We start from the raw sequence: 13,132 nt of genomic DNA, 5'->3' as shown, positions 1-13,132 counted from the left end.
CGCTCCGATCCCGGCGGCCTTTTTCGCATCGTACTCCATAGCCCGTCTTGGTCAGTATATCCTCTGATTTTCGGGCGTTCACGACGAACTACTTTTTGAGAGAGGTGATCGGTTTGAAAGGGATCCCCGAAAGACTCCGGCATAAAACGCTCGAGATGCACGGCGTGGAGATCTTCCCCGGCATAGGAACCCCGTTCAGCCAGACGAGCAGGTTCGGTGCCGTCTTCGTCGCCGCCTGCGAGGGTCTCGACGCCACGAGGTTCCTCGGCTGGATAAACTACACCCCGATCTTCTTCGAACCAGGAACCGTCTGCTCGGTCGTCGGTGGCGGCTGGGCCGTCTTCTCCGGCTCCTCACTCCCCGTCTTCGGCGGGTTCGGCAGGGGGAGCGTCTCCTGGAACCGCAACGGCAAGCTGGCCCTCGCAGAGATCACACTGCTCCACGGCTCCTCGACGACAGGTCACGTCCACGCCATCTTGAACCATTTCCCTTTCCCGCCCGCTCCACCCACCATAGAAGGAACCGTCCAGTTCTTCTGAATCCAATTTCCGAGAATCGTACTTATCGGAAATTCAGGCGATACGGTAGCGGCTGTAGCGGGGCAGGATCTGGTCTGGGATGGAGACGTCGAGGAGGGTTCCTCCCTCGAGGGGCTTTTGGGAGTGGACGATCGCCCGTTCGTAGAGGGTGGAGACGATCTGGTAGTCGGAGTGTGGGATGAGGAGCTCGAGACGCTCCATGCGCTCGGAGAGCCTGGAGTATATCCGGTCGAGGAGTTCACGGGGGTTTCTCAGGGCGCTGAGGAGCGTGGCGGAGGGATATTTGGTCTTTAGTGCTTTGATCTCGTGCGGTTTCAGGCGGTCGATCTTGTTGAGGCACAGGATGACATCTTCCTCCTCTGGTGCGGGATCCAGGCCCGAGAGCGTCTCTCTCACGACCGCTACCTCCTCGTCCAGGAACGGGCTCGACGCGTCGGCGCAGACGACGAGCACGTCGGCGTCCGCCGCCGCCTCGAGGGTGCTCTCGAAGGAGTGTACGAGCTGGGTCGGTAGCTTGCGTATGAAGCCCACCGTGTCCGTCATCAGGATGTCCGGGTTCCCTTCGGTTCCCCGCACGATCCTGGTGGAGGTCTCGAGCGTCTCGAAGAGCCTGTCGGCGGTGGACCCTTCGGAGGAACTCAGGGCGTTCAGCAGCGTCGTCTTGCCGGCGTTCGTGTAGCCCACGAGCGAGACGGACGGTATCCTGAGCCTCTCTCGGGACTCCCTCCTCACCCTTCTGGATCTTCGTTCCTGCTCAAGCCTTCTGCGTATGGTCCTCATCCTGTTGCGGATGAGCCTCCTGTCGTACTCCAGCTGCTGCTCGCCGGGTCCCCTAGTGCCCACGCCGCCTCCGAGTCGGCTGAGCGCCCCGTTCCTCCCCTTCACCCTCGGGAGCCTGTACTCCAGGTCCGCAAGCTCCACCTCCAGCTTGCTCGCCCGGTCCCTCGCGTGGGCCTCGAATATCCTTATGATGAGCTCGGTCCTGTCCACGACGCTCGCCCCGCAGTCCCTCTCGAGGGCCCTCGCCTGGGATGCGCTGAGCTCGTCGTCGGTGATCACCATCCCCGCGTCGCTCTCCTCGACAAGAGACCTCAGCTCCGCGCGTTTGCCGCTCCCGAGGTATCCGACGGGGTCACGCCGGCTCTGTTCCAGGGTGCCTACAACCTCCACCCCGAGCGTCCTCGCCAGGCTCGCCAGCTCCTCGAGGTATCTGTCCTCTCCGGCGCCGACCAGGACGGCCCTCACGTCCCCGTCCATGGTACCGCCCTTCCCATCATCTCCGAGGCGCTTTCGGCCACCAGGACCTCCGCCTTCCCTGACAGGCTCCGGGCCAGTTTGTCGAACCACCGTATCTGTCTCCTCGCCATCCGGCGCGTTCTCGCCGCTATTCTCCGGCGGGCTTCCTCCCGGGGGATCTCACCCTTCACCACCCCGAGCAACTCCCGAACTCCTATGGACCCCATCACCTGCTCGCTCACCGGCTCGCCGCCCCTCACCATGTCGTATATCTTCTCCGCCTCTTCGAGGCCTTCCCGGGCTATCCGCGTCGAGCGGCGTTCGATCATCTCGTCCAGCATCTCCCTGTCGGGTCGGAGGTAGACGAGCGTCGTGTCGTACCTGAGATCCCCCTCCCATATCGAGCCTTCGGTCTTCGCCCCGATTAGCGAGAGCTCTATCTTTCTGGTCTCCCTCCTCTCGTTCTCGGATCCCCTGGCGAGCGCCCTGGCCCTCTTCCTCAGTTCTTCCTCCACCCTGGGCCAGAGTTGGATCTCGAGCAGCACGGCGTTCAGGTACATGCCCGTGCCCGCGTCGAGCACCAGGAGCGGCAGCTCTCGTTCCAGCCTGCGGACGGCCTCCCTGTGCAGCGCCACGTTCCACTCTTCGGTCACGCTGATGATTCCTACCAGGTTGGCCTCTCTCCGGCGTCTCTGGTTGGTTATGCTCGGTATCTCCCGGTAGACCTGCATCGAGTCCACGACCGTGGCGTTGGTGGAGAGCATGCCCGCCAGGTGATCCGCGAGGTCGCTCTTCCCGCTCGCCGTGGGACCGCATACGGCTATCGCCTTTTTTCTTCCCTCAGATCTCCTCTGCATACAGGACGTGCGGTCCGGCGGAGTTCACCCTCGCCCTTACGTACTCTCCGGGTGAGGCGTCGGTCTCGACGTGCACGGCGTGTCCGCTCCAGGTCTCTCCTATCGCGATACCATCCTCTCCCCTGGGATGCCGGATGTAGATCTCTTCTTCCGCTCCTATCTTCTCTCTGTTCCTCTTGAGCGCGTTGCCCTCGACCGCCCGGAGTATTTCGAGGAACCTCCTCTGTACCACTTCTTCCGGCACCCTGCCCGGCATCTCCGCGGCCTCCGTGCCCCTCCTCGGCGAGAACTTGAAGATGTAGGCTGCGTCGAAGCCGCAGTCTTCGACCAGCTCGAGCGTCCTCTGATGGTCTTCCTCCGTCTCTCCCGGGTGCCCGACTATTATGTCCGTGGAGAGCGTACCGTCCGGGACGTTCTCCCTGAAGACCTCTATCTTCCTCCTGTACCTCTCTGCCTTGTACCCTCTGTGCATCATCTTCAGCATCCGGTCCGACCCCGACTGGACCGGCAGGTGGAGCCTCTTCACTATGTTGTCCTTCCTGCCGATCAGCTCCAGCGTCCTGTCCTCCATGTTCGATGGGTGGCTGGTCGTGAACCATACCCTGGGTGCGATCTCGGAGACCCGCTCCAGCAGATCGCAGAACCTTAGCCCCTTCTGCCTCCAGGCATCCACCGTCTGCCCGAGGAGGGTTATGTACTTCGTCCCGCTCTCCACCAGCTCTTCGACCTCTCCGAGCACGTTCTCCAGCGGCCTGCAGATCATCCTTCCCCTCACCGTCGGGACGATGCAGTAGCTGCACTGGTAGTTGCAGCCGGTCATTATGGTGACGAACGCGCTGTGCTGCCCTTTCATCCCCGGCAGGTCCGGCGTGAAGGTCTCCTCCATGTTGGGCAGCCCTATGAAGCTGGCGAGCTCGTAGGTGTTGTGGGTACCTAGGACGAGGTCTATGCCGTACTGCTCTTTTAGCTCTCCGCCCTCCTCCGCAGCCCCTATGCAACCCGTGAGCGCCACCTTCTTCACTTTCCCTTCCCTCTTGAGCCTGTTCAGCTCCCCCAGGTGGCCCCTCACCCTGTCCACCGCGTTCTCCCTCACGTAGCAGGTGTTGAGTATCACGAGGTCCGCTTCCTCGTACCGCTCGACCTCTTCGTAGCCTGCTTCGATTAGCATCCGGCGCATCCTGTCGGAGTCGTGGACGTTCATCTGGCATCCGAACGTCCTTATGCACGCCGTTTGGGTCTGGTTCTTCGTCGGGTTCGTCTTGGTATTATTCATATTCATCCTCTGGCTCGTAGAATCTCGCCTTCAGCGTCAGGATACCCGGCCGGCTCTCCGCCTCGATGGACTCGAGTCTAACATAGCGGGCAGAGGCAGCCTCAGAGAGCAGGCCGCTCAGTCTCTCCATCTCCTCCCGATCAAGGATCACCTCAGGAAGAGTATTACGGGGTTCCGGATCTTCTCCTCCCCTCCCTCTTCTCCTCCCTCTCCGCCCGGGTTCCTCCCACGATACCCTGGGCGCAGGCTCTACTTCTCCTCTCATGATCCTCTGAACCGTGCGCAGGGAGACTCTCAACCCGAGCGAGCGCGCCTCCTCCAGTACCTTGGTCGTCTTCCCGTCCTTCCCATCCCTGCCGGTCTGTATTATGCGGTTTTGCAAGAGGGAGGCGAGGATGGCTGAAGGGGTTCCGTAGTGGAGGTGCAGGTAGGGTGCATGGAGGAGGAAAGAGCGGAGCGTGGCGATGAGGTTGGCTCTGGATGGTCTGCTCTCGGACTGGAGGGAGCGTTCGGGGAGGTGGGTGGTATCCAGGGTGACGGAGAAAGAGGTTGGGGAGGAATGTGAGACGAGGCGGGCCTCGACGGCGGCCTCCCTTATGTGGTAGAGGGAGAGCCCGGAACCGTGAGGAGGTTCTCCGGGGACGGTGGCGACGGGGTCGAGGTGCCGGGAAGTCACGCCCGGCTCGAAGATCAGGTCGGCGTAAGGCTCCGGCACCCCCCGGCCGTCGTCGATGACGACGAGGGTCCGGTAGCGGCGGGCCCGGAGGGTGGAGGCGACGAAGACGTTTTGGGCTCCGGCGTCGCGTGCGTTGCGCACGAGCTCTCTCAGGACGGCCTCGACCGAGTCGATGCGCGAGGGGGCCCGGCGGTGGCCCTCCGGACCGCCGAGCCGGGCGAACCCGCCGCCGAGATCCCGGTAGGGAGAATCCAACGACCGCCTCCCTTTTTAGTGGGCGACCTCCGAGACCCGGCTCTCGCGGATGACGGTCACCTTGATCTGCCCGGGGTATTCCAGTTCGGCCTCTATCTGGCGGCTGATATCGTAGGCGAGCTTGGCGGCTATGCGGTCGTCCACCTCCGCCGGCTGGACCATCACCCGGATCTCCCGCCCGGCCTGGATGGCGTAGGCCTTGTCCACGCCCCGGTGGGAGAGCGCGATGTCCTCCAGGTTGCGCAGCCTCTCCAGGTAGGTCTCGGTCGACTCCCTGCGGGCCCCGGGCCTCGCCGCCGAGACCGCATCGGCAGTGGCCACGAGGACGTCCTCCACGCTCTCCATCTCGATCTCGTGGTGATGCGCGGAGATCGCGTGCACCACCTCCTCCGATTCGCCGCATTTCCTCGCGAACCGGCCCCCTATGAGGGCGTGGGTCCCCTCGACCTCGTGGTCCATCGCCTTCCCGATATCGTGCAGCAGGCCCGCCCTGCGTGCCACCTTCACGTTGGCCCCCAGCTCCTGGGCCATCATGCCGCAGAGGTTCGCCACCTCGACCGAGTGGGCGAGCACGTTCTGACCGTAGGAGGTGCGGTACTTGAGAGCCCCCAAAAGACGCACGAGGTCACCGTGCATCCCGCCCCCCACCTTCGCGTCGTACATCGCCTGCCGGCCGGCGCTCCTCATCTCCTTCTCCACGTCCTTCCGGGCCCGGGCGACGACCTGCTCGATCCGGCCGGGGTGGATCCTGCCGTCCTCGACCAGACGCTCCATGGCGACCCGGGCGACCTCCCGTCTCACCGGGTCGAAGCAGGAGATGACGACCGTCTCCGGCGTGTCGTCGATGATCACGTCGACCCCGGTGTTCGCCTCGAAGGCGCGTATGTTGCGGCCCTCCCGACCTATGATCCGCCCCTTCATGTCGTCCGAGGGCAGCGCGACCGTCTTCACCGTAGATTCGGAGGTCAGCTCCGAAGCGAGCCGCTCCATCGTGGTCGAGATGATCCTGCGCGCCTCCATCTCGGCCCTCTCTTCGGCCTCGAGCGTACGATCCCGGACCATCCTCCCCATCCTGTCTTCGAGCTCCGCCTCGAGCCCGCTCAGCAGCCGTCGCTCGGCCTCGCCCCTGCTCAGGCCGGAGATCTCCTCCAGAACCTTCAGCTGCTCAGCCTCACGCTCGGCGAGCTCCTGGCGCTTCCTCTCCAGCGCCTCGTCGCGCCGCGAAAGCTCGCGCCTGCGCTCGTCCAGTTCCTCTTCCCGCCGATCGAGCGAGGCATCACGGTTGTTAAGCCGCTCCTCCAGCCGCGATAGCTCGGCCCGCCGCTCCCGCAACTCCGCCTCGACTTCGTCTTTGATCCGGAGCGAGGCCTCCTTGGCCGAAAGCGTGGCCTCGCGCTTTATGTTCTCGGCCTCCCTGCGCGCCTCCTGCAGGATCTCCGCGGCCTCGGCACGGGCCCGACCACGCCGCGAGCGCTCGCGCGCCCGCCAGAAGACGTAGCCGGCGCCGATGCCGGCCATGAGGCCGATCAACAGCCCCAGAATCGGCATTAACACGTTCATAGATTGTCCTCCAAGGGACCGCCAGAGAGGCGGTCACCCGCTCCAAGCCGTCTTGACTACACACTTGCTCCGAGAGAGGTCCCCGGTGGCCTCACTCAGCGGGGGTCGCCGAGATATTCCCGCGCCACCTCGGCGCAAACCTCAGCCGGATACCCCCGCCGCCTCAGGAAACCGTGAACCCGACGCGCGAGGGCGTCGGATCTCTCCCCAGTATTATAGCGCCGCGCCGCGAGAACGCGGGCCTCCTCCAGCTCGGATACCTCCGCGTATTCCCGGCCGATCGCTTCTTCGGCGGTCTCCCGGCTCACCCCGAGCCGGAGCAGGTCGGAAAAGGCCCTTCGCCTGCCGTACCCTCTCCCGGCCCGCTCCCGAGCGAGCCTGCGCGCGAAATCGGCATCGTCGAGATACCCCATCTTCGCGAGCTCCTCGACGACGTCCTCGACCACCTCCTCGTGGTGCCCGAAGCGCCTCAGCCTCCGGACCACCTCGAGCCGCGAACGGTCCCTGTGGGCGAGCAACCTCAGCGCCCGGTCCATCGCCAGCGGCCGCTCGTACTCGATCAACCGCTCCCGACGAACCTCGACCCCCTCCCGTAACCCCTCGCGCACCACGGCCTCGGCCGAAACCTCCCCCCACCTCTCCCCCTCCAGATAAACCAGGGCCCTCCTGCGCCCGACCTCGAGCCCGGTCACCCGGGGCAAGGATCACTCACCGCCGGAGAACGAGTCCTCCTCCGAACCGGAGGATCCCCTCGCACGATCGAGCCCCAGCCTGCCGTAGATATCCGCCACGATCCGCTCACGCACCTCGGGGTTCTCCTTGAGAAACTTCCGCGCGTTCTCCCTTCCCTGCCCGAGACGCTCCTCACCGTAAGCGAACCAGGCCCCGGACTTCTGTATGACCCCCTGCTCGATGCCCACGTCGAGCAGGCTCCCCTCCTTCGAGATGCCCTCGCCGTACATGATGTCGAACTCAACCGTCTTGAACGGCGGCGCCACCTTGTTCTTCACTATCTTTACCCGCGTCTGGCTGCCCACCGTCTCGTTGCCGTCCTTCAGGGCACCTATGCGCCTTATGTCAAGCCTGACGCTCGAGTAGAACTTCAGCGCGCGCCCGCCGGGTGTGGTCTCCGGAGAACCGAACATCACCCCGATCTTCTCGCGCAGCTGGTTGATGAACACCGCAGTGGTGCCCGAACGCGCCAGGGAACCGGAGAGCTTCCTCAACGCCTGGCTCATCAGACGCGCCTGCAACCCGACGTGGGAATCCCCCATCTCACCCTCAATCTCAGCTCTAGGTACGAGGGCGGCGACGGAATCGACCACGAGGACGTCGAGTGCCCCGGAGCGGACGAGGGTATCTGCTATCTCCAGCGCCTGCTCGCCGTTGTCCGGCTGGGAGAAGTAGAGGTCGTCGAGGTTGACGCCGATGGCTTCGGCGTAGGTGGGATCCAGGGCGTGCTCGGCGTCCACGAAGGCGGCGAGGCCGCCCTCCTTCTGAGCCTCGGCTATGATGTGCAGGGCGAGGGTGGTCTTCCCGCTCGACTCCGGGCCGAAGATCTCCACTATCCTCCCCCGTGGCACGCCACCGACACCGAGCGCGAGGTCCAGCGCGAGCGCCCCGGTGGAGATCGAGGGGATGCGCTGCATCTCCCGATCCCCCATGCGCATGATCGAACCCTTGCCAAACTGGCGCTCTATCTGTGCTACGGCCGCGCCGATCGCTTTGGTCTTGTCCAATATAGAAGTCCTCCAGGATGTCTCTCGGGTGCACGACAGATTATACGTGGCGCCCGGACTCCTCCCAAGACGCCATCCCTTCTCTAGGAAGAGCCCGCCTGCTTGAGCGTGAAGGTTCGGGTGAGGACCTGCCCCATCTCACCGAGGGCCCCGTAATTCTGACCGTTTATCCTGACCTTCACCGCCCCGGCGTTGCCGCTGGTTATGCTGATCTCGTGCCGGGCCGTAAACGTCCTGGAAAAACCGGGCTCGACCGTCTGGACGAAGACCACCTTGCCATCGCTCTTTATCTCCAGCCAGGAAGGCCCTCCGGAGACGTCGAGCCTGGCCTCGAGCGCCCGGGTCGTCACCTCCCCGCTGCTCCCTCCGGCGGGCTGTTTGCCACCCTGGCCGGAGCGAGAAGCGTTCTGCTGTTGCTTGGCGGGATTCGCCGCTCCCCCACCACCCTGCCCTCCGGAGGCTCCCGGCGAGTAAGAAGCCTTACCTATGTAGTAAAAAGCGGCGACGACGGCGAAGAGCAACACGACGGCGAAGATCGGAAGGGCCACGGAGGTGCCGGAGAAACGCCTCCCCCTCTCGGCTTCCCTGATCCCTTCGGAAGAAACCAGGGGTGGAGCGGGATGCTCCACCGAAACCTCGCCGGACAGGATTGGATCGTCCTCACCCTCACCCTGATGCGCTGCTTGATACTCACGCATCCTGCGCGCGTACTCCTCGCCGTCCAGACCGAGATGGTCGGCGTAGGTCCTCACGAACCCCCGCACGTAGACCGGAGCAGGCATGACCCCGTAGTCCTCCCGCTCGATTCCCTCCAGGTAACGGCGGCGGATCTTCGTCGCCCGCTCGACATCCTCCAGCGAGAGGCCCAGCTCCTCACGGGCACGTCTCAGCTCCTCCCCGATGCCTGCCCCGTCTCGGGCCCCGGAAGACCCGCGCTCCCATCCGCTCATCTCATCCAAAGAATATCACAGGAGTTTCCATCAGCCTTCGGCGCCCTTTTCCTCTCCCTCGACTTCACGGTCACCCTCCGGCTCTCCACCGAAGATCGTCGGGAGATCGGCCTCCCCAGCCACCACGGCCCGGCTCTTGGAGCCTTCGTAAGGCCCGACGACGCCTTTGCGTTCCAGCGCGTCTATTATCCGGCCCGCCCTCGAGTACCCCACCCTGAAGCGGCGCTGGATCGCGCTGACGGAGGCCTGGCGGGTCGTCACGACGAAGTTCGCCGCCTCCGGAAGGAGTTCGTCTTCCGGTTCCCCGTCCTCCGGCTCCGATGCGGTGGGCTGGGTCACCTCTTCGATGTAGCGGGCGGAGGCACGTTCGGCGCAGGCGGAGACGACCCTCTCCACCTCGGCCTCGGAGATGAAGGCGCCCTGCACCCGCGACGGCCTGAGGGCCGTGACGGGCTTGAAGAGCATGTCACCCCGCCCCAGGAGGGCCTCCGCGCCCGGGGTGTCGAGGATCACGCGGGAGTCGACCTGGCTGGAGACGGCGAAGGCGATCCTGCTCGGCACGTTGGACTTTATCATCCCGGTTATCACGTCGACGCTGGGACGCTGGGTGGCCACGACGAGGTGTATGCCGACCGCGCGGGCTTTCTGCGCGAGCCTTATGACCGCGTCCTCGACCTTCGCAGCGGCGCTCATCATGAGGTCGGCCAGCTCGTCTATCACCACCACGACGTAGGGGAGCTGCTTCTCGGCCCGGCTGTTGTAACCATCGAGAGATCTGGTCCCGAACTCCTCGAGTATCTCGTAGCGGCGCTCCATCTCGGCCACGGCCCAGGAGAGCGCGTTGGAGGCCTTCTTCACGTCGGTGACGACGGGCGTGATCAGGTGCGGAACCCGCGCGAACTGGGAGAACTCGACCCTCTTGGGGTCTATGAGCACCATCTTCACCTGTCGGGGGTCGGTCGTGAGCAAGAGCGAGGTAAGAAGCCCGCTGAGCATCACGCTCTTCCCGCTGCCGGTGGCGCCAGCGACGAGCAGGTGCGGCATCTCGGCGAGGTCGAAGAAGACCGCCCGACCCGAGATGTCCTTGCCGAGCCCCACCGGCAGCGCCCAATCGTTGGCGCCGGGGTACTCCTGGAACACGTCCCCCAGGGTGACGGTGGCGGGCCTGCGGTTGGGCACCTCCACCCCGACGGCGCTCTTGCCCGGGATGGGAGCGAGTATCCTGATCTCGGTGGCGGCCAGCGCGTAGGCTATGTCCTGGCGCAGGTTGCTGATCTTGCCGACCTTCACGCCGGAGCCGAGCCTGAGCTCGTAGCGGGTGACCCGCGGTCCGACGACCGCCCGCACTACCTGCGCCTCGACCCCGAGGTCGGCGAGGGCCCGGGTGAGGAGGCGGCTGGTCCCCTCCGCGTCGTGCTCCGGCTCTCCGCTGCCGGGTTCGAGGAGCGAGATCGGTGGCGGGGTGTAATCGCCGGCCACCCTCTCGGGCAACTCTTCGAGCTGCGCGGAGGGCTCCTTGCTTCGGGCAGGGAGTATTATCTCGAACCCGGTATCATCCCGCCGGACTTCCGGCGCGGGTTTCTCCGGGGCGGCGGTGCGAACCCCCCGTGCGCTCTCATCGTCCCCCCTCTCGCTCTCCCCCCCGATACGCGGGCGCCGGAGCGCGAAAGATCGACGGGTCCGCTTCGTAAGCCCCGCCACGGCCGAGGGCAGAGACACGGCCACCTCCGGGAACATCAGGTAGAACCCCGCCAGGTAGAGCAGGGCGAGGAAGAAGATCACACCCACGAAACCGCTCGCTCCGTAGACCAGTGAGTAGAGGGCGCTCCCGACCAATCCTCCGTTCCGGGAGTAGAGCCCGGGATCGAAGCGCCCCGCGGCAGGGATTCTGGCGGCGAGCGCCGCCGCGGTGGCCAGGAGGATGAGCGTCACCCCGGCCGTCCGACGGCGGGAGAGCCGCCTCATCAAAGAGAGCGCACCCGCCAGCGCCACCAGAGGAGCCAGGGCCAGCCCGACCTCCCCCATCAGGTAGGTCACGGCCACCCGGCCGGCGCGCCCGAGCAAAGCACCGCGCCCGGTGACGAACGCCGCGGTGAAGAACACCCCGCAGCTTAAGAGGAAGAGGCCGAAGGCCTCCCTCGGCACGGCGGAGAAGGGGCGCAGGAGGACCGAAGACGGCCCGCGGGAGAGGCCTTTGCCGCCTTTCTTTCTCCCGCGAGCGCCTCCGTGCCCGGTGGAGCCCCTTTTGGAGGACTTTCTCGATGTACGGCCTCTCGAAGCCACTCCCCTAGTTTAACTTACGGGCCGCCACTTCCGGAACATACACCCCATGTAGGGTGAAGAGAAAGCCTACACCTCAACTATTAGTGGGATGATCATGGGTCGCTTGCGGGTGCGCTCGAAGAGGAAGCTGGAGAGATCCTTGCGTATGGCGTTCTTCAGCTCTCCCCAGTCGGTGATGTGGCGCCGGGCCGTATCCTGGAGCGTGCCGCGCACCCTCTCCACGGCTTCTTCCATCAGGCCGTTGGAGCTCTGCGTCGCGACGAACCCGCGTGAGATCACGTCCGGGTCTCCCAGAAGCTGACCGCCCTGGGCATCGATACGCGCTATGACGACGAACATACCGTCCGCCGAGAGCTGCTGCCTCTCACGCATGACGCCGTCCGCGGTGTTCGCGAGCCCACCACCATCGACCAGGAACATCCCGGCGGCGACGTTTTCGATCCTACGAGCGAGACCATCCCGGAACTCGAGCCGGCCGCCGTTCTCCAGGATGAAGATGTTCTCCTCTGGTATACCGAGGCTCGCCGCGGTGTTCGCGTGGTGGATCAGATGACGGTACTCACCGTGCACCGGCACCAGATAACGCGGCTTCAACAGCGTAAGGACGATCTTCTGTTCCTCCCGGGCGGCGTGCCCGGAGACGTGCACCTGCTGCAGAGGGCTGTAGAGCACCTCGACCCCACGCTTCATCAGGTTGTTGATCGTGTTGGAGACGCTCCGCTCGTTGCCCGGTATGGGGTGCGCGGCGATGACCACCGTATCCCCCCGACCCGCCTCTATGGTGCGGTGGGTGCCGTTCGCGATGCGCGAGAGGGCCGCCATCGGCTCCCCCTGGGAGCCGGTGGTCAGAACCACCAGGTCAGAGTCGGGGATGCGGGCTATCTCCCGCTGGTCGACCATCATCTCCGATGGGAGATCGAGGTACCCCAGATCCCGGGCTATCTGTACGTTGCGTACCATCGAGCGCCCGGTGACGGCGACGAGCCGCTCGTGCTCTTTCGCCGCCTCGACCACCTGCTGGATGCGATGGATGTGCGAGGCGAACGAGGCGACGATGATCCTCCCGGTCGCCTTCTCGAAAACCTCCCGGAAGGTCTCTCCCACGACCTTCTCCGACGGCGTGTAACCGGGACGCTCGCTGTTGGTCGAGTCCCCGAAATAGGCGAGCACCCCCTCCTCGCCGAGCGCGGCGAGCCGCCCGAGATCCGTGGGTTCACCCTCTATCGGGGTGAGGTCTATCTTGTAGTCGCCGGAGAAGACGATGAGCCCGGCACCTGTGCGGATCGCGACGGCCACCGCGTCCGGGATGGAGTGGTTGACGTTTACGAACTCGACCTCGAACCCGCCGACCGAGACGCTCTCCCCGGCGGAGACCTCGCGCAGGTCGGCCCGCTTTATCCCGAACTCCTGCAGCTTGCTCCTGACCAGCCCGAGCGTGAGCTTGGTGGCGAAGACCGGGACGTCGAACTCACGCAGCAGATACGGGAGGGAACCGACGTGGTCCTCGTGCCCGTGGGTGAGGATCACAGCCCTCATCTCCCCGGCATGCTGCCTGAGGTAGGTGAAGTCCGGCAACACCAGGTCTATGCCCGGCATCTCTTCGTCCGGGAAAGCCATGCCGGCATCCACGAGAAGGATGCCGCCACCACCCCGGACGGCGGTCATGTTCTTGCCGATCTCCCCCAGTCCTCCCAGGGGGATGACCTGCAGAGTCTTTTCGTCTAGCAGCTCGTACTACCTCCTCCTTTTCCTGGTCTCCACAGG

The 13,132-nt window shown here is 65.0% G+C and carries 11 protein-coding genes; 1 reads left to right on the top strand and 10 read right to left on the bottom strand.

Annotation, left to right across the window (positions count from 1 at the left end; genetic code table 11):
* Positions 1-113: 113 nt before the first annotated feature.
* Complete coding sequence (locus AC6EKW_RS14430) at positions 114-539, top strand: hypothetical protein (protein WP_498514767.1); 426 nt, start codon at positions 114-116, stop codon at positions 537-539.
* Between the two features lie 33 nt (positions 540-572).
* Here the strand turns inward: AC6EKW_RS14430 and hflX are convergent, their stop codons facing one another.
* The 10 genes from hflX to AC6EKW_RS14380 all read right to left on the bottom strand — a co-directional run bounded on the left by hflX (position 573) and on the right by AC6EKW_RS14380 (position 13,063).
* Entirely contained in the window at positions 573-1,796 is a 1,224-nt protein-coding gene (hflX, locus tag AC6EKW_RS14425; protein ID WP_498514766.1) for a GTPase HflX, read from the bottom strand.
* Positions 1,781-2,632 (bottom strand): hypothetical protein, encoded by an 852-nt coding sequence (locus tag AC6EKW_RS14420; protein WP_498514765.1) that lies wholly within the window; start codon positions 2,630-2,632, stop codon positions 1,781-1,783. The genes hflX and AC6EKW_RS14420 overlap by 16 nt, the downstream gene beginning before the upstream one ends.
* Complete coding sequence (miaB, locus tag AC6EKW_RS14415; protein ID WP_498514764.1) at positions 2,616-3,905, bottom strand: tRNA (N6-isopentenyl adenosine(37)-C2)-methylthiotransferase MiaB; 1,290 nt, start codon at positions 3,903-3,905, stop codon at positions 2,616-2,618. Before miaB ends, AC6EKW_RS14420 begins: the two co-directional genes overlap by 17 nt.
* Positions 3,898-4,836, bottom strand: a complete 939-nt coding sequence (locus AC6EKW_RS14410) for an ATP-binding protein (RefSeq protein WP_498514763.1) — start codon at positions 4,834-4,836, stop codon at positions 3,898-3,900. The genes miaB and AC6EKW_RS14410 overlap by 8 nt, the downstream gene beginning before the upstream one ends.
* Before the next feature lie 15 nt (positions 4,837-4,851).
* The gene (gene rny / locus AC6EKW_RS14405) at positions 4,852-6,396 is read right to left on the bottom strand and encodes a ribonuclease Y (RefSeq protein WP_273889076.1); all 1,545 of its coding nucleotides are present in this window, start codon (positions 6,394-6,396) and stop codon (positions 4,852-4,854) included.
* Between the two features lie 95 nt (positions 6,397-6,491).
* Positions 6,492-7,088, bottom strand: coding sequence for a regulatory protein RecX (locus tag AC6EKW_RS14400; protein ID WP_498514769.1), 597 nt, complete (start codon positions 7,086-7,088; stop codon positions 6,492-6,494).
* 12 nt (positions 7,089-7,100) lie between these two features.
* Positions 7,101-8,174 (bottom strand): recombinase RecA, encoded by a 1,074-nt coding sequence (gene recA / locus AC6EKW_RS14395; protein WP_420542096.1) that lies wholly within the window; start codon positions 8,172-8,174, stop codon positions 7,101-7,103.
* A 44-nt stretch (positions 8,175-8,218) separates the two neighbouring features.
* Positions 8,219-9,085 (bottom strand): helix-turn-helix domain-containing protein, encoded by an 867-nt coding sequence (locus AC6EKW_RS14390; protein ID WP_498514762.1) that lies wholly within the window; start codon positions 9,083-9,085, stop codon positions 8,219-8,221.
* A 30-nt stretch (positions 9,086-9,115) separates the two neighbouring features.
* Positions 9,116-11,230, bottom strand: a complete 2,115-nt coding sequence (locus AC6EKW_RS14385; protein ID WP_498514761.1) for a DNA translocase FtsK — start codon at positions 11,228-11,230, stop codon at positions 9,116-9,118.
* A 204-nt stretch (positions 11,231-11,434) separates the two neighbouring features.
* Positions 11,435-13,063 (bottom strand): ribonuclease J, encoded by a 1,629-nt coding sequence (locus AC6EKW_RS14380; RefSeq protein ID WP_273889118.1) that lies wholly within the window; start codon positions 13,061-13,063, stop codon positions 11,435-11,437.
* Positions 13,064-13,132 lie beyond the last annotated feature (69 nt).

The organism is Rubrobacter sp. M3-4, from assembly GCF_059772285.1.
Note: the sequence above shows the minus strand (reverse complement) of the source record. Positions and strands in the feature narration are given on the sequence as shown.

Coding starts and splice junctions, on each gene's coding strand:
- AC6EKW_RS14420 (WP_498514765.1), bottom strand. CDS start 2,632: ATGCAGAGGAGATCTGAGGGAAGAAAAAAGGCGATAGCCGTATGCGGT.
- rny (WP_273889076.1), bottom strand. CDS start 6,396: ATGAACGTGTTAATGCCGATTCTGGGGCTGTTGATCGGCCTCATGGCC.
- AC6EKW_RS14390 (WP_498514762.1), bottom strand. CDS start 9,085: ATGAGCGGATGGGAGCGCGGGTCTTCCGGGGCCCGAGACGGGGCAGGC.
- hflX (WP_498514766.1), bottom strand. CDS start 1,796: ATGGACGGGGACGTGAGGGCCGTCCTGGTCGGCGCCGGAGAGGACAGA.
- miaB (WP_498514764.1), bottom strand. CDS start 3,905: ATGAATAATACCAAGACGAACCCGACGAAGAACCAGACCCAAACGGCG.